A 20,193-nucleotide genomic window follows, 5' to 3' on the forward strand; every position below is an offset into this window, starting at 1 on the left:
GGCAGGGTTCCTAGTCGATCGCGATCAACGCAGCGGCGACGCGTCGGTCCTCTGCGACGAGGATATTGTAGGTGCGGGCAGCCGCGCCTGTCGCCATACCCTCGACGGTGATCCCGGCCAGCCTCAGCGGATCACGCAGAACGGGCGGAATGAAGGCAATGTCGGCCCCTGTCCCAATCAACAGGAAGTCGATGCTCTCGGCCTCGTCCAGCACCGGCTGCAGGCTCTCGATCGTCACCTCGGAAAAGCGCGTCACCGGCCAGATGCGGATGCCCGCCGGCGTCGCGATAATCGAGCCCTTGTGGCTCATCTCCGCGAAGCGGAAACCGCCCGCCCCGATCGCGTCGAGCGGGAAACGGCCGGGAACGAAGCCGTCGAAGCGCGGCATGAAGCCGCTCAGGCCTTCGCCTTGGCGGCCGACGAAGCCTTGGCGCGCGCCGCCTCCTGCGCTTCCTCGCGGGCGCCGGCCGAGCGGACATCCATATAGAGCAGCACCGGCGTCGAGATGAACATCGCCGAATAGGTGCAGATCACCACGCCGAAGAGCATCACGAGCGCGAAGCCCTCGATCGCGGTGCCGCCGAACAGCACCAGCGCCAGCAGCGACAGGAAGGTCGTCGTCGCCGTCATCGCCGTGCGCGACAGGGTCGAGTTGACCGACAGGTCGAGAAGCTCGGCAACCGGCATCGTCTTGTAGCGGCGCAGCAGCTCGCGGGTACGGTCGAACACCACGACGGTCTCGTTCAACGAGTAGCCGACGATGGTCAGGATCGCCGCGATCGAGGTCAGATTGAACTCGAGCTGGGTGATCAGGAAGAAGCCGATCGTGAGCACGATATCGTGCAGCGTGCCGAGGATCGCGCCGATCGCCAGCGGCATCTCGAAGCGGAACCAGAGATAGATCAGCACGCCGACGATCGCGAGCACGACGCCGAGCGTTCCCGCCTGCACCAACTCGCCCGAAACACGCGGGCCGACCGTCTCGACGCGGCGGAATTCATAGTTCGAGGCGAAGGCCTCCCGTGCCTTCACCACGACAGCCTGCTGAGCCGTCTCGCCGCCCGGCTGCATGCCGAAGCGCATCGAGACCTCGCCGCCCGTGCCGAATTCCTGCACCTCCGCTTCGCCGAAGCCGAGCCCGTTCGCGGTATGGCGGATCTGGCCGATGTCGACGGCGCCCGCCTTCGACTGCATCTCGATCAGCGTGCCGCCTTTGAAGTCGATGCCGAAATTCAGGCCGACCGTCAGGAACAGCACGATCACGAGGACCGAATAGGCAGCCGACAGCGGATAGCTGAAGCGACGGAACCAGACGAATTTGAAGCGGGTGTTATCGGGAACGATACGAAGCAGGCGCATGCGCATGGCCAATCTCCTGAAGGGTTGGCAGCGTCAGAACGGGAGGTGCTTGGGCTTGGCCCAGCGATACCAGAGCGCGATCAGCATCCGGGTCAGCGTCACCGCCGTGATGACGGTGGTGAGGATGCCCAGGATGAACACGACCGCGAAGCCGCGCACCGGGCCGGAGCCGAGCGAGAACAGCGCCACCGCCGCGATCAGCATGGTGACGTTGGAATCGATGATCGTGGCGAAGGCGCGCTGGAAGCCGGCCTCGAGGGCCGAGACGAGGCTGCGTCCCTGATGTTCCTCCTCGCGCATGCGTTCATAGATCAGAACGTTGGAGTCGACCGCCGTGCCGATGGTCAGCACGATGCCGGCGATGCCGGGCAGCGTCATCGTCGCGCCGAGGAAGGACATCAGCCCGAAGATCAGGCCGACATGGACCAGCAGCGCGATGCTCGCGATCAGGCCGAAGATGCCGTAGGTCGCCAGCATGTAGATCACCACCATCACGGTCGCGATCAGGGTCGCCATCTTGCCGGCGCGGATCGAGTCGGCGCCGAGGCCGGGGCCGACGGTGCGTTCCTCGACAATGGTCATCTTGGCGGGCAGTGCGCCGGCGCGCAGCAGGATCGAGAGGTTGTTGACCTGCTCGACCGTGAAGTTGCCGGAGATCTGGCCCGAGCCACCCGTGATCGGCGACTGGATCACCGGCGAGGAGATCACCTTGTTGTCGAGCACGATCGCCAGCGGGCGGCCGAGATTCTCCGTGGTGATCTGGCCGAAGCGCTGGGCGCCGCGGATGTTGAAGCGGAAGTTCACGATCGGCTGGCCGCTGCGCGAATCGAAGGCCGGCTGCGCGTCGATCAGGTCGGCGCCGTCGACCGATGGCTGGCGCAGCACCGGGACGGTCTGACCGCCGGCATCCTGCGAGGGCAGCATGTCGACTTCGCTGCTGTTGGCGTCGCCGACGAGGCGGAACTCCAGCTTGGCCGTGTCGCCGAGGATCTGCTTCAGGCGCTGCGGATCCTGCAGGCCCGGCACCTGGACCAGGATGCGGTCGAGGCCCTGGCGCTGGATGTTCGGCTCGGTCGTGCCGAGCGCGTCGACGCGCCGGCGCAGAACCTCCATCGCCTGCTCGACGGCGCGGCGGATACGCTCGTTCGAGCCGGCTTCCGTCACCGTCAGCTGGATCAGCCCGTCAGGCTGCTCGGCAATGGCGATCGACTGGTTGCCCGAAGGGCCGAAGGCGCCGAGCGTGCCAATCGGCTGGGCGAGTTCGCGCAGCTTCGGCAGCACGCGGGCGCGCTCGGCCGCGTCCGGGACGCGCACCTGCACACCGCGTGTCGTGGTCTGGATGCCACCTTGAATGCTGATGCGCTCTTCGCGCAGGACGCGGCGGACGTCGTCGCGCAGCTGGGTCACCTGGCTGCGGACCAGCTCGGCCCGGTCGATCTCGAGCAGGACGTGCGAACCGCCCTGCAGGTCGAGGCCGAGCACCACCGCATGGATCGGCAGGAAGATGCGCGGAATCCAGGACGGCGCGTTCTCGGCAATGGACTTGCGCGTCTCCGGGGAGAACAGGTTCGGCACGGCGAGCCCGCAGCCGACGATCAGCACGAGCAGGACGAGAATGACCTTGCGGGCCTGGAGACGAAGCATCTGCGTGAACAGCCTTGTTGTCGTGCCTCAGATCACGTCGCATTCGGACGCTTCCGTCCGAATGCGAAAACGCGATCGATTGTCAAAGTCAGCTTTTGACCGGCTCGCTCTTGGAGCGGACGTCCTGAATCATGCCGCGCACGATGCGCACGCGCACGCCATCGGCAATCTCGGCCTCCAGCTCGCCGTCGTCGACGACCTTCGACACCTTCGCGATCAGGCCGCCCGAGGTCACGATCGTGTCGCCGCGGCGGACGTTCTTGATCATCTCCTGATGGGTCTTCGCCCGCCGCTGCTGCGGCCGGATGATCAGGAACCACATGATAACGAAGATCAGCAGGAACGGCACGAGCTGGATCAGCATGTCGGCGCCGCCACCGGCTCCTGTCGCCTGGGCGAAAGCGGGGGTGATCACTGAAGGACTCCTCTCTAACGACGGCGCAGCAGGCCGCCGGCCGCAAGACGCGGCAATAGCATCGCCCGGCCAAAATCGCGCGGACTATAGCCAGCAACGCCGTGAAATCAATCGGACATGCCCGGTCTCTCGGGCATGGCTCCTCACCTATGGGCTTGCTGCCATTCGCGCAATGCCCCTTGCGCTCGATCCACGACGCGGTTTAGCTAGCCATCGGAACCGTACCGGACGGTACGGTACGGTTCGACAGGATGAAACGAAGGCGCCAGTGCCATGACCACGACCGCGATCACCCCCGACCAGACCCTCGCGACGCTGCTGCGGATCGCCGATGCGCTCGAGCGCATCGCTCCGCCGCGGCACAAGCCGGCCGACCTCAAGGCCGCCGACGCCTTCGTCTGGCAGGCGGCAGGCTCGGAGCTGGTGCCGGTGCCGAAGGTCAACCGCGTGGCGCTTTCGCTGCTGCGCGGCGTCGACCGCGTCCGTGACACGCTGGCCGAGAACACCGAGCGCTTCGCCAAGGGCCTGCCGGCCAACAATGTGCTGCTCTGGGGCGCGCGCGGCATGGGCAAGTCCTCGCTGGTCAAGGCGGTGCATGCCGACACCAACCAGCATCTGCCCAAGGGCGCCCTGCCGCTTAAGCTGATCGAGATCCACCGCGAGGACATCGAGAGCCTCCCTGCCCTGATGAGCCAGCTGCGCAACGATCCGCACCGCGCCATCGTCTTCTGCGACGATCTGTCCTTCGACAGCGACGACACATCCTACAAATCGCTGAAGGCGGTGCTGGACGGCGGCGTCGAGGGCCGGCCGGAGAATGTCGTCTTCTACGCCACCTCGAATCGCCGCCACCTGCTGCCGCGCGACATGATGGACAACGAGCGTGCGACCTCGATCAACCCGGGCGAGGCGATCGAGGAGAAGGTCTCGCTCTCGGACCGCTTCGGCCTCTGGCTCGGCTTCCACAAATGCAGCCAGGACGAGTATCTGGAGATGATCAACGGCTATGCCGGCCATTTCGGGCTAGCGGTCGGCCCCGAGGAGTTGCGCCGCGACGCTCTGGAATGGGCGACGACGCGCGGCTCCCGCTCCGGCCGCACCGCCTGGCAGTACATTCAGGACCTTGCCGGCCGGCTGGGCAAGAAGCTGGAGGGATGAGGATACGTCATTCTCGGGCTTGACCCGGGAATCTCATGACCAGAAGGCACCGGCTTCCGAGATACTCGGTCAAGCGCGAGCAGGACGGCCTGGGGCAAACGAAAACGGGGCGGCCCTTCCTGGGGCCGCCCCGTCCTTTTTTCGATCGGGAGGGTCTCGCGAACCGATCGAAGGCTTAAATCTTGCGCCCGGGCCCGGCTCAGTTGTTGAGGTAGGGCGTCGGGTCGACCGGGCTCGAGCCCTTGCGCAGCTCGAAGTGGAGCTGCGGCGAGGAGACGTTGCCGCTCTGGCCCGAATTCGCCACCACCTGGCCGCGCTTGACGGTGTCGCCGCGCTTCACCTTGAGCTCGCCATTGTGGGCGTAGGCCGAGACATAGCCGTTCGGGTGGCGGATCAGGACGAGGTTGCCGTAGCCCTTCAGCTCGCTGCCGGCATAGGCGACGGTGCCGCCCTCGGCCGCCTTGACCGGCGTGCCTTCCGGAACCGCGATGTTGATGCCCTCGTTGCCGCCCTTGCTGTAGCCGTTGATCACGCGGCCGCGAGCCGGCCAGCGGAAATCAGCCTTGTCACCCGAAGACGCCTCCTCTTCCTGCTTGGGCAGGCTGGCGGTGGTCTTCGGCTCGGATGCAGGCTCGGCCTTCGGGATCGCAGTCGGCTTCGGCACTGCGGTCGGCTTCGGCTCGGCGGCAGGCGCGTTCGCCACCACGACCGGCTTCGCCGGCTGCTGAGCAGGAGCGGCGGCTTTCACCGGCTGCTGGACGGGCGCGGGCTTCGCCTCAGCGGTAGGCTTCGCGGCGGGCACGGCCGCCACGGCGGTGCCGACCTTGCGGGCATCGGCCTTGGCCTTGGCTTCGGCAGCGAAACGGGCACGGGATTCGCGCATGGCCTGAGCGTCTGCTGCGGCCTTCGCCTTGGCTTCCGCGGCAGCGGTCGCCTTGGCATCGGCAGCGGCCTTGGCCTGTGCCTTCGCATCGACAACCGGAGCGGGCTGACGGACCGGAGCCGGGCCGGCGACGAAACGTTGCGAAGGAGCCGGAGCCGGGGCGGCCTGGGGGGCCGGCGCAGCAGCAGCAACCGAAGCGGGGGCGCCGCTCGCGTTATAAACCGGGATCGTGATCCGTGTGCCCGGCGGCACGTTGGCGCTGCTCAGCCCGTTGGCGGACATGAGCGCCGCACGCGGCACGCCGTAGCGCGACGAGATCATGTCGAGGTTTTCGCCCTGCGCGATCACGACCGGCGTGCCGCCCTGCGCCGACCAGCCGGTGGCGCTGCCGGAAACGGCCTGCGGCGGCGCCGAACTCAGCGCAACGGCAGACTGCGGCGGCGGCAGGGGCTGAGCCCGCACGACCGGGGCCGACGGAACCGGCTGCAGCGGCGCGCTGGCAGAGCGCCCGATCGAACCGGTGGTAGCCGGGTCGCGAGCAGGCGCCGGGGCCTGTGCAGTCCTGAAGGGGTTGTCGAAAGGAGTCTCGGTGAAGCGCAGCGCATCCGAGGAGCAGGCGCTGACACCGACGGCAAGCAGGCACACCGTCGAAAGGCGACGGAGAGCGCGATGATTGATCGATCCGGCTTGGCTACGCATGAACAGAGTACTCGCGAACGACGCAACTCGATGACGGTCATTAAACTCCCGTTGAGGTTACGAAAGCGTTTCGCTGGCGAAGCCGTCTTCACTTTTTTGGATTTTCGCCGGCGGCGCTGGCCCCCCTTGCCATGTCACCGCGCGCCGCCGGTTGGTGCGGCCAGGCGTCAGAGCGCGCGCGAAATCCCGGGCACCAGCGGCGGCAGGCGCAGCACCGGCCCGGTCGCATGGTCGAACTGGTCATCGCCGAGGCGCGTGACCACCACCCGCCGTGCCACCCCCTCGATTCGCAGGGCGCCGACCAGCCGCCCGCCATTCGACAGCCGCATCAGCAGCGCCTCGGGCACCGTCTGTGTGACACCGTTGACGAGGATACGGTCGAAGCGGCCGAGCGTGCGATCGGGCTGGAAACCGTCCGCATGGCGCAGATCGATCAGTTGGCCGAAACCGCTGCCGCTGACCCGCTCATGCGCGGCGAGCGCCAGCGAACGATAACGCTCCAGTGAAACCACCTCGCCGCCCAGCGCCGCGAGCAGCGCCGAGACGTAGCCGGAGCCCGTGCCGACTTCGAGGACGCGCGCGCCGATTTGCATATCGAGCGCGCCGAGCAGATTGGCGACGGTATGCGGCGCGGTCATCGTCTGGCCGCAGGGCAGCGGCACCGAGACGTCCTCGCGCGCGAGATCGGCAAAGCGGGACGGCGCGAACCGATCGCGCGGCACCCGCTCCATCGCGCGTAGCAGCGGGAGGTCGCGCACCCCCCGCGCCCTCAGCGACAGCAGGAAGGCGACGGTGCGTTCGCCCTCGCTGGCCGGCGCCTCCTCGCTCATACCCCCTCCCCACCGCCTCTCAGGCGAAGACCTGCGCGAAGCGGGTCAGTGTCGGCTCATGGGTCAGGTCGAGTTCCAGCGGCGTGATCGAGATTCGGTTCTCGGCCATCGCGCGCAGATCGGTGCCGTTCGCCGGCTCCTTGCGGCTGCGCTGGAAGGCGATCCAGTAATACGGATTGCCGCGCCCATCCTTGCGGGGCTCGAGCTGGACCAGTTCCTGATCGCGCCGGCCCTGCACCGTGACGGAGACGCCCTGCACCTCGCCCGGCCCCGCATTGGGGAAGTTGAGGTTGAAGAGCACGCCCTCGGGAATGCCCTCCTCCAGCAGCCGGCGGATGATGCCCGGCGCGTGATGCTCGGCGCAGTCCCAGCGGATATTGGTGCGGTCGCCCGGCGTATAGGCCTGACTGACGGCGATCGACGGGATGCCGAGCAGCGTGCCCTCCATCGCGGCCGCAATGGTGCCGGAATAGGTCACGTCCTCCGCGACGTTGGAGCCGCGGTTGACGCCCGAGAGCACGAGATCGGGCTTGGCCTCGGCCAGGATCGAGCGAACGGCCATTATGACGCAGTCGGTCGGCGTGCCCGCCACGGCAAAGCGCCTCTCGCTGATCTGGCGGAGTCTCAATGGGTTCGACAGCGACAGCGAATGGGCGACGCCGGACTGGTCGCTCTCCGGCGCCACGACCCAGACGTCGTCCGAAAGCTGGCGCGCGATCCGCTCCAGCACCTCGAGCCCTTCGGCATGGATGCCGTCGTCGTTGGTTACCAGAATACGCATGTCAGGCCGCCTTCTCGATCTTCGTCACGCCGCGCATATAGGGCACCAGCACCTCCGGCACGGTGATCGAGCCATCGGCGTTCTGGTAGTTCTCCATCACCGCGATCAGCGCGCGGCCGACGGCCGTGCCCGAGCCGTTGAGCGTGTGCACGAAGAACGGGCCCTTGCCGTCCCTGGTCTTGTAGCGGGCATTCATGCGCCGCGCCTGGAAATCGCCGCAGACCGAGCAGGACGAGATCTCGCGATAGGTCTTCTGCCCGGGCAGCCAGACCTCGATGTCCCAGGTCTTCTGCGAGGCGAAGCCCATATCGCCGGTGCACAGCGTCATCACGCGATAATGCAGGTCGAGCTTCTTCAGCACGTTCTCGGCGCAGGCGAGCATGCGCTCATGCTCCTCGCGCGACTTTTCGGGGGCCGTGATCGAGACGAGCTCGACCTTCTCGAACTGGTGCTGGCGCAGCATGCCGCGCGTGTCGCGGCCGGCAGAGCCGGCCTCGGCCCGGAAGCAAGGCGTGAGCGCGCTGAATCGAAGCGGCAGCTCCTCCTCGGAAAGGATTGATTCCCTTGCCAGATTGGTCAGCGGCACCTCGGCGGTCGGAATCAGCCAATGTCCGCCGCCGAAGGCCTCGCCCCATTGCTCGGCACGGGCCTGCCCATGGCGCGCGACGGCAAGGTCGCGACGCTGCTTCTCGAAGAACGTCGTGATCTGATGGCGTTCTTCCGCAGAGATCTTGTCGTCGTAGAGTGCCTGCATCACCGAGTTGAATGTCGCCTGCTCCAGCTTGCCCTCCTCGGAAGCCCAGCTTTCCGCCAGCGACTCCCAGAGTTCGGCGGCTCGGCCATGGTCCTTCAGATGCTCGGGCATCTCGAAGGCGACGGCACGGAACTGGTCGCCCGCGAATTTCGGCAGCTGCGCGGTGCCGAACATTGCATCGTCGCGCACCAGCAGCGGCGGGTTCACCTCGGTATAGCCGTGCTCCTCCGTATGTGTATCGAGCATGAACTGCCCGATCGCCCGCGAGAGCCGCGCGATCTGCTTCTCCAGCACGACGAAACGCGAGCCCGAGAGCTTCGCGGCCTTCTCGAAATCCATCTGGCCGAGCGCTTCGCCGAGCTCGAAATGCTGCTTCGGATCATTGACACCCTTGAGCAGCCCGCGCTCATCTGGCTTCACGCCATGCATGTGCAGCACGACGTTGTCATGCTCGTCGGCACCATCGGGCACGTCGTCGAAGGGTATATTCGGGATGGCGGCGAGCTTCTCGTCCAGCGCCTCCTTGGCGGCCTTCTCCTCGGCCTCCAGTGCCGGCTGCTCTTCCTTGAGCGCCGCGACCTCGGCCTTCAGCTTCTCGGCGAGCGCGACATCCTTCGCGCCCATCGCCTTGCCGATCTCCTTGGAAAGCGCGTTGCGGCGCTCCTGCACGCCCTGGGCCTTGGCGATGGCGGAGCGACGGACATCATCGAGCGCGAGCAACGACGACGACAGCGGCTCCAGGCCCCGTCGAGTCAAGCCTCCATCGAACGCCGCGGCGTTCTCGCGAATCCATCTGATGTCGTACATCGTCGTCCGGCCGTGCATCGCTGCGGAATGCAGCGCAGGATGCTCTAGACCGGGACGACGCGTGAGGGAACAGGGTTCCTCGCCTCAACGCCCCGTCATTCCGGGCGAAACGCCGGAATGACGGAAGACGTTGCGCAAAAGGCCCTACTCGGCAGCCTCTTCAGCCGCCTCTTGCTTCTTCTCGACGCGGCGGACCGAGAAGATCGAGAGCTCGTAGAGCAGCAGCATCGGCACGGCCAGCATCAGCTGCGAGATCACGTCCGGCGGGGTCAGCACCGCCGCGACGACGAAGACGAAGACGATGGCGTAGCGGCGCTTGTCCTTGAGGAACTGCGAATCGATGATGCCCGCCTGCCCCAGCAGCGTCAGGATCACCGGCAGCTGGAACGCGACGCCGAAGGCGAAGATCAGGGTCATGATCAGCGAGAGATATTCGCTGACCTTGGGCAGGAGCGCAATACCGGCCTGCGTCTCGGTCGCTGCCTGCTGCATGCCGAGCGAGAACTTCATCAGCACCGGCATGGCGAAGAAGAACACCAGCGCCGCGCCAAGCGTGAAGAACACCGGCGTCGCCACGAGATAGGGCGCAAAGGCCGCCTTCTCGTTCTTGTAGAGGCCGGGCGCCACGAATTTGTAGATCTGCGTTGCGATCACCGGGAAGGCGAAGAAGCCCGCACCGAAGGCCGCCACCTTGATGTGCGTGAACAGCAGCTCGAGCGGGCCGGTATAGATCAGTTGCGCATTGGCTGCACTGCCGGCCGCCCAGACATAGGGCAGCACCAGCAGGTTGTAGATTTGCGTCGAGAAACCGAAGCAGATGAAGAACATGATGAGGAAGGCGATCAGCGACTTGATCAGCCGCGAGCGCAACTCGATCAGATGCTCGATGAGCGGCGCGCGCGAGGCCTCGATCTCATCGTCGCCCTCGCGAGGATTGGCGACGCTCATGCGGAAGTCTCCTCACCCTTGGCGGTATCGGCCTTGGGCTTGCGCTTGCGGGTGGGCTTCGGCGTGTCCTGCGTCGCCTCGCTCGAAGTAGCCTCCGGGGCGGGCGCTTCAGGCTCCTCCGGTGCATCCGCCGCGACCTTGGTTCGGCGCGAGCGTGCCGGCTTCGCCTTCTCGGCAGTCTCGCTCACCTCGGCAGCGGGTGCGGCTTCGGCAGCCGGGGCGCTATCGGCCACAGGCTCGTCCTGAGCCTTCGCCTTGCGCGTCCGCTTCGGCTTGGCGGCCGGAACAGGCTCGTCGGCGGGCGTCGGCGTCTCGGCGGCGATGTCGACCGGCGGCAACTCCGGCGTCGGCAGCGCAGCAAGCTTCGCCTCGGCCTCCTTCAGCGCCGCGTCATCGGGCGCAGCGGTCTCGCCCGCGCTCGACGCCGAAAAATCCTTCGGCTCCTCGATCGGCTTATAGTCGCTGTTGAGCGCGCTCGACACCGACCCGCCGACATCCTCGACCTGTTTCTTGAGGTCGGCGAGTTCGGCCTCGCGCATCGCCTCGTTGAACTGCCCCTGGAATTCGGTCGCCATGCGGCGAATACGGCCGACCGTCTGGCCGACCGTGCGCAGGGCTTTGGGCAGATCCTTGGGGCCGATCACCACCAGCGCCACCGCGCCGATCAGCACCATCTCGCTCCAGGCGATGTCGAACATCGACGGCTCGTCCTCCCGGCGCGCCTCCGTTCGGCCGTCAAGGCCGAGGGATCAGAACGCGCGCATCACCAAAACCGCGTCCAGCGGACGCAAGCCGCATCAGCCCTTGTGCTCGGCCTTGGCCTGAGCCTGCGCAGCCGTGTTGCTGGCCTGGGTATGGTCGATCACCTTGGGGTCGACATTCGTCGCGCTCGGCGTCGGCTCATCGTCCTCCGCCATCCCCTTCTTGAACGATTTGATGCCCTTGGCGACATCGCCCATCAACTCGGACACCTTGCCGCGCCCGAACAGCAGCATCACGATGACGCCGACGACGATCCAATGCCAAATGCTCACGCCACCCATGGCGAAACTCCTCCGAAATTGCCTCGACCGGGGGAAATCCCCAACCCAATCCCTGCCCGGTCGATCGCTCGGCGGCGGAACCTATTGATCTGCCGCCGGAAACACAAGGACTTCGTCGGACGGAATCTCAACGCCGACCTCGTCGCCCACCGCGATCTCATCCGACAGCCCCGCCCGCACCGAGAGCGCACGGTCGAACCCCTCCACGGCGATCAGCAGATGATCGACCTCGCCGAGGAAGCGCCGTGTGACGAGCCGCCCGGGCAGGTAGTAGCCCTTCGGCACGATCCGCACCCGATGTGGCCGGATGCAGGCGATCGCCTCGCTTCCCTCCGGCAGCCCCGGCGCCGCGAAGCGCCCCAGCGGCGTATCGATCGCGCCTCCCGAGACGCGACCTTCGACCTCGGTAAAATCGCAGAAAAATCGGGCGGCAAAGAGGCTGGCGGGCTTCCGATAGAGTTCCTCGCCCGTGCCGATCTGGACGATGCGCCCGGCCCGCATCAGCACGATGCGGTCGGCGATCCGCATCGCATCCTCCGGATCATGCGTCACGATGATCGAGGTAGCACCGGTTTCCTCCAGCAGCGCCGCGGTTTCGTCGCGCACCACGTCGCGCAGCCGCCGGTCGAGATTGGAGAAGGGCTCGTCCATCAGGAGCACGCCGGGACGCGGCGCAATGGCACGCGCCAGCGCCACGCGCTGCTGCTCGCCGCCGGAGAGCATATGCGGAAAGGCCCCGTAGAAATCGGCAAGGCCGACGCGCGCGAGCGCCCTGAGCGCGGTCGCCTCCGCCGATGCGGCGCTCTGCCCGCGCAGGCCGAAGCAGACATTCTCGCCGACGGTCAGATGCGGGAACAGCGCGTAGTCCTGGAAGACGAAGCCGACACCGCGATGCTCCGGCTCGACGAACCGGCCGGGCGCCGAAACGTCGCGCCCCTCCAGCAGCACCCGTCCGGCGCTCGGCCGTTCGACACCCGCGGCGAGCCTCAGCAGCGTCGTCTTGCCGCAGCCCGATTGGCCGAGCAGCGCAACGATCTCGCCCGGATTGACCGCCAGCGAGAGATCGGACAGCGCCGTCACCTCCCCGAAACGCTGCGTGACGCCCTCGAAGCCGAGCGCCATCGGAATCGCCGCGCCGGCTGTCCCGCGCCGGCCCCAGCCGAGCCAACCCGCCTTGATCTCGCTGCGTGCCAACCTCGTCTCACCTCTTCACCAACTCGCCGTCATCCCGGACAAGCCTCGAAGCGGCACCGATCCGGGATCCATGCCAGAGCGTTTCCGGCATGAGGTTCAGGCATGGATCCCGGGTCTCCGCTTCGCTCCGCCCGGGATGACGCGGGGCAATCGCCGCGCGAATAGCTGCCCTCACCCCTGTTGCGGCCCGCCCTCGCCGTCGTCAAGCGGGCTGAACAAGTCGCCGAGCGGGTCCTCGTCGTCGCGCAGGCCCGGATCATCGTCGGGAACCGGCACCTGCAGGTCGCGTGTCAGGCGCCCCTCGATGAAGCCGGTTCCCTTCAACTCCTCCAGGCCCGGCAGGTCGTCGATCCGGTCGAGGCCGAAATGGTCGAGGAAGCCGGGCGTCGTGCCGTAGGTCACAGGACGCCCCGGCGAGCGCCGCCGCCCGCGCAGGCGGACCCAGCCGGCCTCCAGCAGAATGTCGAGCGTGCCCTTGGCGGTGGCGACGCCGCGGATCTCCTCGATCTCGGCCCGCGTCACCGGCTGGTGATAGGCGATGATCGAGAGAACCTCGAGCGCGGCGCGCGACAATTTGCGCGGCGGCTCGGCCTCCGCCGCGAGCAGATATCCGAGGTCCGGCGCCGTTCGGAAGGCCCAGCCGCCCGCGACCTGGCGCAGGTTGACGCCGCGCGTGGCATAGCTCTCCACAAGCCGGGCCAGCACCTGCTCGACCGCGATGCCGGCCGGGATCGCACGGCCCAGTGCTTCTGCCGACAAGGGCACGGCCGAAGCGAAGAGCAGCGCCTCCACAATGCGCTGTGCCTGGGCGAAAGCTTCGACGCCGCCGCCATCCTCGGCGTCCAGGGTGTCGACCGGCGCGGCGGTCATGACGCATCCTTGCCGGCGAAGGGCAAAATCCGCGGGCGCGCCGAACGACGGCGCAGCTCGATCGGCGCGAAAGCCTCATCCTGCCGCAGGTCGAGGACCCCTTCCCTGACCATTTCGAGCATGGCCGACAGGGCCGAGGCCCTGACCGTCGCCTGCATCTCCCGCGCCGGCAGGCCATGAGACGTCATGTACTGCGTCAGATAGCTGTCCAGTTCGGTCCAGTCACCGGCCTCGCCGACCAGTCGCTGCAAGGCCTCGCGGGCCTCGACCAGCGACCAGACGACGCGATGGCCGACCGAGATATGCCCCTGCACCCGCTTCTGCCGCTGCTGCGCATAGGCCGCGAGCAGATCGTAGAGCTCGGCTTCCCAGACAGGCCGGGCGCCTGCGACGATCTCCTCCGGTGCGCCGCGAGCGAAGACGTCCTGGCCCAGCCGCTCGCGCGCGGCGAGCTTGCGCGCTGCCGCGCGGATCGCTTCCAGCCGGCGCAGGCGGAGCGCCAGCGCCGTGGCGAGATCGGCCGCGCTCGGCTCCTCGCCCTTGGGCGGTTCGGGCAGCAGCAGCCGCGATTTCAGATAGGCGAGCCAAGCCGCCATCACGAGATAATCGGCCGCGAGTTCCAGCCTGAGCGCCCGCGCCTGCTCGACAAAGGTGAGATACTGCTCGGCGAGCGCCAGGATCGAGATGCGATGCAGATCGACCTTCTGGCGGCGTGCGAGATCGAGCAACAGGTCGAGAGGCCCCTCATAGCCGTCGACATCGACGACGAGCGACGGCTCGCCTTCACGGCGCGCGGCGTCCTCCTCGAATGGCAACTCGGCCGTCATCTGAGGCCCTGCCCCGCTGTCATCCCCGAGGTGCAGATTTGGCTGTTCAGGCGCTCAAAGCAAGCGCGGCCGCCAATTCCGCGCGCGCAGCCCCGAGATCGATCGGCTCCGGCTCGTGCCGGATGCGGCCGAGCGCAGCCGCGGCGCGGCGGGCGCGGGCCCCGGTCATCTCCGGCACCGTGCCGGCGATGGCGACCATCTCTTCCATGATGCCGTGGCAGTGCAGGATCAGGTCGACGCCCGCGCGAATCGCGGCGCGGGCCTTGGCCTCGAAGGAGCCGGAGAGCGCTTTCATCGAAATATCATCGGTCATGATGAGCCCGTCGAAGCCGATCTCGCCGCGCATGATCTCGCGCACGATCTTCCGCGAGACCGTCGCCGGATGCTTCGGATCGAGCGCCGTGAACACGACATGTGCCGTCATCGCGAGCGGCATGTCGGCGAGATGCCGGAACGGGCGGAAATCATGCGCCCGCAGTTCGTCGAGCGATGCGTCGACGACGGGCAGGTTGTGATGGCTGTCGGCCCGCGCCCGGCCATGGCCGGGCATATGCTTGACGACCGGAAGCACGCCGCCGGCGATCAGCCCTTCCGCCGCGGCCCGGCCGAGCCGCGCCACCTGATCGGGATCATGGGCATAGGCGCGGTCGCCGATCACATCGTGACTGCCGGCGACCGGCACGTCGAGCACCGGCAGGCAGTCGACATCGATGCCGACGCTCTTCAGGTCATGCGCCATCAGCCGCGCCGAGAGCCGGACGATCTCGCGCTGGCGGACGGAATCGTTGATGGCGAGGAAAGCGCGCGCCGAGGGATATTTCGGCCAGTTCGGCGGCCCCATGCGCTGGACGCGCCCTCCCTCCTGATCGATCAGGATCGGCGCATGCCAGCCGACGGTCTCGCGCATCTCGGCCGTCAACGCGGCGACCTGCTCTGGCGTCTGCGTGTTGCGCTTGAAGAGAATGAAGCCCCAGGGGCGGGCATCCCGGAAGAAGGCCCGCTCATCCGCGGTGAGACTCGTGCCGAGGCAGCCGGCTATGAAGGCGCGCGATGTCATGGCACCGGGTTACGGCATCGGCCCGAAAAGTGGAATGCGGTTTTCGGGCAATGCCGATGCGAGAATGCAGAAAGCGGCGCGGGCGCGGTCAAGAACGATCCGCGCCCGCGTGCAAACTCACTTCACCTGCTGGTAGTTCTGCGCGTTGAACGCGTCGAACGGCAGCTCGGCGATGCGGAACCAGAGCTGCTCCTTCTTCCAGTACGGCAGGAAGGAATCGTAGAAGGTCTTGAAGTTGGGATTGCTGGCGGCGAGTTCGCCATACATGGCGAAGGCCTCCTTGAACGCGGCCGCCATCACCTCCTGCGGGAAGGGCCGCAGCTCGGCGCCGGTACCGGCGAGGCGAATCAGCGCATCGGGATTGTTGTGGTCGTACTTCGCGACGCAGAGCGCATTGGCCTCGGCGCAGGCCGCTTCCACGATCGCCTTGTAGGACGCCGGCAGTTCGTTCCACTTGTCCTGGTTGGCGAGGAAGCTGACATTGGCGTTCCCCTCCCAGAACCCCGGATAGTAGTAGTATTTGGCGACCTTCACGAAGCCGAGCTTCTCGTCGTCATAGGGGCCGGAGAACTCGACGGCATCGAGTGTGCCGCGCTCCAGCGCCGGGTAGATGTCAGCGCCGCCGATCGTCTGCGGCACGACGCCGAGGCGCGCCATGATGCGTCCGCCAAGGCCGGCGATGCGGAACTTCAGCCCCTTCAGATCCTCCAGCGACTTGATCTCCTTGCGGAACCAGCCGCCCATCTGCGCGCCGGTGTTGCCGGACGGGATGGTGTAGATGTTGTAGTTCTTCATGAAGGCGCGGCAGAGCTCCAGGCCGCCGCCCTGATAGAGCCAGGCATTCTGCTGGCGGGTGTTGAAGCCGAAGGGCAGCGAGGTCTCGAAAGCGAAGGCGGGATCCTTGCCGATATAAAAGCTCGCCAGCGTGTGGCTGCACTCGACGGTGCCGTTCTGCACGGCGTCGAGAGCCTGCAGGGCCGGCACGATCTCGCCGGGCGCAAAGACCTGAATCTGGAAATTGTTGTCGGTCGCCTCGGCGACGCGCTTCGCGACATGGGTCGAGATACCGTAGAGCGTATCCAGGCTCTTCGGATAGCTCGAGGTCAGCCGCCAGTTGATCTTGGGCTGCGACTGCGCGATGGCCGGCGCGGCTATGGCCGCGCTGCCGGCAGCGCCCGCGCCTGCGACCTTGACGAAATGACGGCGATCCATGGGGTAACCTCCAGCTAGCAACGGCCGCCGTGATGGTCGAGGCAGCCTTCTGTTGTTGGCAGGCTACTCGCACGGTCGCAGCAGCGAAACAAGCGCACCCCTCCCCCCGCCATGCGCCGGTCTCAAAGCAGAACGGCGGCACCCTGCCGGATGCCGCCGCCCGATTTTCAACCTGTTCTGCGCGCGCTCAGTTCTTCGAGATGAAGCACTGCCCGCCAGCCGCCTGGAGCGCCGAGCACATCGTCGACGCATCCTCGCGGGAATAGGGTCCGACGCGCAGGCGATAGACGGTCTTTCCGCCCGCCAGCTCCGTCTTGCGGACGATCGGCGACTGACCGCCGAGCTGCTGCGGATATTTGCGCTGCAGAGCGGCGAAGGTGGCGCGGGCCTCGGACTCGCTGCCCGGTGCGCCGAGCTGCACCACGAAATCGCCGGTGCCGGCGCGTACCGCGGCCGTTGCCGGAGCGGCGTCGGGGGCGGCCGACGCTGGAGCGCTGGCGAGACGGGTCGGAGCCGCCGGCGTGGTCGCGGCAGGCGGGGTCGTCGCGCGCTCCTGAACCTTGGGAGCGGCAGGAGCGGGAGCCGCAGCCGACCGCTGCGGCGAGGGCTGGGCGCTCGCCGTGGCAGTGCCGAGCGAGCGGCTCGGGGCCGAGCCCGTCGCGATCGGCTGATTGCCGTCGATGCCGGCCGGAACCGGCGTTCCGTCGGGACGAATCGCAACCGTACGGACCTTGCGCGGCTCGCCGAGCCCCGGCACAGGCGGCATCGGGGTCAGGCCAGGCTCGGCCGGCGTGATGCTGCGTTCCGCTGCGCTCGGCGCGGCAGCCAAGGCCGACCCGGCACCGGGCCCCGGCATGACGACGCGGGGCGGCAGCGAGCGGGCAGCCTGCTGCACGTCGACCGGCTGCTCCTCGTTGTTGACCAGCTTGCTCTGGCCCTGCGGAGCCTCGGCATTGCGCTCGTAGATCTGCTTGTTCTGGTTCGGGATCTCGGCGCCGCCCGGATTGGCGGGCTCGACCTTGACCGGGCCGCGATCGGCCGTGATCATCGGCGGCTGGCCGTCCTTGGTCGCAGGGCCGCCGCGCAGAGCGAAGGTCGCGCCGACGCCGATGAGGCCGACGGCAATGACCGCTGCGGCCGCCCAGAGCCCTTTGCGCGAGCGGCGCGGCTCCAGATCCGGCAAATCGTCTTCGGCATATTCGTGGACCGGAGCGCCGTGCTGGGCTTGGCCATAGGAATGCTGGGCCTGCGCGTAGGAATATTGCGCAGGCTCCTCATCATAGGCCGCCGGCATCGCATGGGTACCGACCTCCTCGTCGAGATCGCGGGCCGGCACGCCTCCCCGCACCGGCGCGGGCTGGGTGTAGGGCAGCGGCTCGGGCAGGTCGTAATCGTGGTGCTGAGGCTCGGCGCGGACCTGCTGCGGCACGACCGGAGCTACGGGAGCCGGCGCCTGCCGCCTCGGCTCGGCCTGCCGCAACAGCGCCTCGAATTCATCGAGCGCGCCACGCAGTTCCGCCGGCGGCGCAGCCTGCACGGGCACGGCTGGCGCGGGAGCCGGCGGCACCACCTCGAAGCTCGGCTCCTGCCGGGAACCCGGCCGCGGGGCCGGCGCGCGGCGCTCGGCAAAGATATCCTTCAGCGGATCGTCCTGCCCGACGATGCGGGTCAGCTCCGCCAGCGGATCAGGCGCATGGCCGGCGCGCGGCGCCTGCCCCGCCCCGCGAAGCTGGCGCTCGAGATCTTCAAGATCGAGCGCGAAACGATTCCTAGCGGGCTCACTCATGGTACGATCCATTGCAGCACAAGCTGCCTCCCCCTATGGAAAAGGCGATACCCCGTGCGGTCAACTTGACCTCGTGCGCGCTGCCGGAAAACGACCGTCAGCGCATCTCTTCCGGCGCCGCAACTCCGGCGACAGCCAGACCGGAAGCAAGGACGCTGCGCACCGAGTGCACGAACGCCAATCTTGCCAAGGTCGACTTTCGGTCAGTTTGATTAACGAATCGTAATTGCGGCGAGTCTTTGCCCTTGTTCCACAAAGAGTGGAAGGCGCTCGCCAGTTCGTGGACGAAGAATGCCACGCGATGCGGCTCATGAGCCGCCGCTGCTCCTTCGATGATTCGCGGATAGGCCGCGATCGCCTTGATGATCCCGACCTCGGCCTCATCGGTCAGGATTGAGAGATCGGCTCCGGCCAGCGCCTCCGACGAGAGATCGAGATCGGGGAAAACCTCGCGCGCCTGACGGAAGATCGAGGCGCAGCGCGCATGCGCGTACTGGACGTAGAAAACGGGATTGTCCTTCGATTGCTCGACCACCTTGGCGAGGTCGAAGTCGAGCGTCGCGTCGTTCTTGCGGAAGATCATCATGAAGCGCACCGCGTCGCGGCCGACCTCGTCGATGACCTCTCGCAGCGTGACGAAATCGCCGGAGCGCTTCGACATCCGCACCTGCTCGCCATTGCGCAGCAGGCGCACGAGTTGGCAGAGCTTGACGTCGAGCGAGCCCTGCCCGCCCGTCACTGCCTTAACGGCCGCCTGCATGCGCTTGACATAGCCGCCATGGTCGGCGCCCCAGACGTCGATCATCTCGGAGAAGCCGCGGACGAACTTGGAGCGGTGATAGGCGATGTCGTTGGCGAAATAGGTGTAGCTGCCATCCGACTTCAGCAGCGGCCGGTCGACGTCGTCGCCGAACTGCGTGGCGCGGAACAGCGTCTGCTCGCGATCCTCCCAGTCCTCGTCCTTCTGGCCCTTCGGCGGCGGCAGCCGGCCTTCGTAGACAAGGTCGCGCGAGCGCAGATCCTCGATCGTCTCAGCGACGGCGTCCTTGTTCCCGTCGACATTCTGGAGCGAGCGCTCCGAGAAGAAGATCTCGTGGACGACGCCGAGCGCCGCAAGGTCGTCGCGGATCATCGCCATCATGCCGTCGATCGCCGCCTTGCGGACGAGCGGGAGCCATTCGGCCTCGGGCTTGTCCTTCAGCCCCGCGCCATGCGCTTTCGCCAGCGCCTCGCCGACCGACTTCAGATAGTCTCCGGGATAGAGCCCCTCCGGGATCGCCCCGATATCCTCGCCCAGCGCCTCGCGGTAGCGCAGGAAGGCGGAGCGGGCGAGCACGTCGACCTGTGCGCCAGCATCGTTGATGTAGTACTCGCGGGTGACGTTGTGCCCGGCGAAGGCGAGCAGGCTCGCCAGCGCGTCGCCGAAGACGGCGCCGCGGCCATGGCCGACATGCATCGGCCCGGTCGGATTGGCCGAGACGTATTCGACATTGACCCGGGGCTCGGATCTCGGCTTGCCGCGCCCATAGTCCATGCCGGCTTCGATCGCGGCCTTGAGGACCGCGGTGAACACAGCCGGCTGCAGCGTCAGGTTGATGAAGCCGGGGCCGGCGATCTCCGCCTTGACGATCTCCGGATCCTTCGACAGCTCCTCGACCAGCAGCGCGGCCAGCGCGCGCGGATTGGTGCCGGCATCCTTGGCCAGCACCATCGCGGCGTTGGTGGCGAGGTCGCCATGGGCCGGATCCTTGGTCGGCTCGACCACGACGCGCGCGAGGTTGAGCCCGGCGGGAAGCGCGCCTCGCTCGGCAAGAGCCGAGAGCGCGGCATGGAGGCGGGCGGAAAAGATCTCGAACAGGTTCATCGTGGTCACATCTTGTCCGTTGAAAGCCTCTGAGCCCTCATCCCGAGGAGCAGCCCAGGCCG

General features: G+C 67.3%; 19 protein-coding genes. 1 reads left to right on the plus strand and 18 read right to left on the minus strand.

What is annotated here, in order from left to right; genetic code table 11:
- Positions 1-10: 10 nt before the first annotated feature.
- The 4 genes from AB4Z10_RS12170 to yajC form a co-directional block, all read right to left on the minus strand.
- Positions 11-388, minus strand: coding sequence for an Mth938-like domain-containing protein (locus tag AB4Z10_RS12170; protein WP_441470662.1), 378 nt, complete (start codon positions 386-388; stop codon positions 11-13).
- An 8-nt stretch (positions 389-396) separates the two neighbouring features.
- Entirely contained in the window at positions 397-1,359 is a 963-nt protein-coding gene (secF, locus tag AB4Z10_RS12175) for a protein translocase subunit SecF (protein ID WP_441470747.1), read from the minus strand.
- A gap of 33 nt (positions 1,360-1,392) precedes the next feature.
- A complete protein-coding gene (gene secD / locus AB4Z10_RS12180) occupies positions 1,393-3,003 on the minus strand; it encodes a protein translocase subunit SecD (RefSeq protein ID WP_441470663.1) in 1,611 nt (536 codons plus the stop codon).
- Between the two features lie 88 nt (positions 3,004-3,091).
- The gene (yajC, locus tag AB4Z10_RS12185) at positions 3,092-3,367 is read right to left on the minus strand and encodes a preprotein translocase subunit YajC (protein WP_441470748.1); all 276 of its coding nucleotides are present in this window, start codon (positions 3,365-3,367) and stop codon (positions 3,092-3,094) included.
- 324 nt (positions 3,368-3,691) lie between these two features.
- On the opposite strand from yajC, the gene AB4Z10_RS12190 reads away from it, so the two are divergent.
- Positions 3,692-4,576 carry an ATP-binding protein gene (locus tag AB4Z10_RS12190; RefSeq protein ID WP_441470664.1) on the plus strand — a complete coding sequence of 295 codons (885 nt, stop codon included), beginning with the start codon at positions 3,692-3,694 and terminating at the stop codon, positions 4,574-4,576.
- A gap of 199 nt (positions 4,577-4,775) precedes the next feature.
- Here AB4Z10_RS12190 and AB4Z10_RS12195 read toward each other — a convergent pair whose 3' ends face one another.
- From AB4Z10_RS12195 to argS, 14 genes are all read right to left on the minus strand, one after another.
- Complete coding sequence (locus AB4Z10_RS12195) at positions 4,776-6,158, minus strand: peptidoglycan DD-metalloendopeptidase family protein (protein ID WP_441470665.1); 1,383 nt, start codon at positions 6,156-6,158, stop codon at positions 4,776-4,778.
- A 167-nt stretch (positions 6,159-6,325) separates the two neighbouring features.
- Positions 6,326-6,988, minus strand: coding sequence for a protein-L-isoaspartate O-methyltransferase family protein (locus AB4Z10_RS12200; RefSeq protein ID WP_441470666.1), 663 nt, complete (start codon positions 6,986-6,988; stop codon positions 6,326-6,328).
- Positions 6,989-7,007: 19 nt separating this feature from the next.
- Positions 7,008-7,769 carry a 5'/3'-nucleotidase SurE gene (surE, locus tag AB4Z10_RS12205; RefSeq protein ID WP_441470667.1) on the minus strand — a complete coding sequence of 254 codons (762 nt, stop codon included), beginning with the start codon at positions 7,767-7,769 and terminating at the stop codon, positions 7,008-7,010.
- 1 nt (position 7,770) lies between these two features.
- Entirely contained in the window at positions 7,771-9,330 is a 1,560-nt protein-coding gene (serS, locus tag AB4Z10_RS12210) for a serine--tRNA ligase (protein WP_441470668.1), read from the minus strand.
- A 144-nt stretch (positions 9,331-9,474) separates the two neighbouring features.
- Entirely contained in the window at positions 9,475-10,278 is an 804-nt protein-coding gene (gene tatC, locus AB4Z10_RS12215) for a twin-arginine translocase subunit TatC (RefSeq protein ID WP_441470669.1), read from the minus strand.
- On the minus strand, positions 10,275-10,976 hold the full coding sequence (gene tatB / locus AB4Z10_RS12220) for a Sec-independent protein translocase protein TatB (protein ID WP_441470670.1): 702 nt from the start codon (positions 10,974-10,976) through the stop codon (positions 10,275-10,277). Before tatB ends, tatC begins: the two co-directional genes overlap by 4 nt.
- 99 nt (positions 10,977-11,075) lie before the next feature.
- On the minus strand, positions 11,076-11,321 hold the full coding sequence (locus AB4Z10_RS12225; RefSeq protein WP_441470671.1) for a twin-arginine translocase TatA/TatE family subunit: 246 nt from the start codon (positions 11,319-11,321) through the stop codon (positions 11,076-11,078).
- An 81-nt stretch (positions 11,322-11,402) separates the two neighbouring features.
- Complete coding sequence (locus tag AB4Z10_RS12230) at positions 11,403-12,443, minus strand: ABC transporter ATP-binding protein (protein ID WP_441470749.1); 1,041 nt, start codon at positions 12,441-12,443, stop codon at positions 11,403-11,405.
- Between the two features lie 243 nt (positions 12,444-12,686).
- Complete coding sequence (gene scpB / locus AB4Z10_RS12235; RefSeq protein ID WP_441470672.1) at positions 12,687-13,385, minus strand: SMC-Scp complex subunit ScpB; 699 nt, start codon at positions 13,383-13,385, stop codon at positions 12,687-12,689.
- Positions 13,382-14,212 (minus strand): segregation and condensation protein A, encoded by an 831-nt coding sequence (locus tag AB4Z10_RS12240; protein WP_441470673.1) that lies wholly within the window; start codon positions 14,210-14,212, stop codon positions 13,382-13,384. Before AB4Z10_RS12240 ends, scpB begins: the two co-directional genes overlap by 4 nt.
- A gap of 46 nt (positions 14,213-14,258) precedes the next feature.
- Positions 14,259-15,269: a beta-N-acetylhexosaminidase gene (gene nagZ / locus AB4Z10_RS12245; RefSeq protein WP_441470674.1), complete on the minus strand. Its 1,011-nt coding sequence runs from the start codon at positions 15,267-15,269 to the stop codon at positions 14,259-14,261.
- Between the two features lie 117 nt (positions 15,270-15,386).
- Positions 15,387-16,481, minus strand: coding sequence for a TRAP transporter substrate-binding protein (locus AB4Z10_RS12250; RefSeq protein WP_441470675.1), 1,095 nt, complete (start codon positions 16,479-16,481; stop codon positions 15,387-15,389).
- 187 nt (positions 16,482-16,668) lie between these two features.
- Positions 16,669-18,267: an SPOR domain-containing protein gene (locus AB4Z10_RS12255; RefSeq protein ID WP_441470676.1), complete on the minus strand. Its 1,599-nt coding sequence runs from the start codon at positions 18,265-18,267 to the stop codon at positions 16,669-16,671.
- Between the two features lie 97 nt (positions 18,268-18,364).
- On the minus strand, positions 18,365-20,131 hold the full coding sequence (gene argS / locus AB4Z10_RS12260; RefSeq protein ID WP_441470750.1) for an arginine--tRNA ligase: 1,767 nt from the start codon (positions 20,129-20,131) through the stop codon (positions 18,365-18,367).
- Between the last annotated feature and the right edge of the window lie 62 nt (positions 20,132-20,193).

The organism is Allobosea sp. RAF48, from assembly GCF_052114025.1.
GTDB lineage: Bacteria > Pseudomonadota > Alphaproteobacteria > Rhizobiales > Beijerinckiaceae > Allobosea.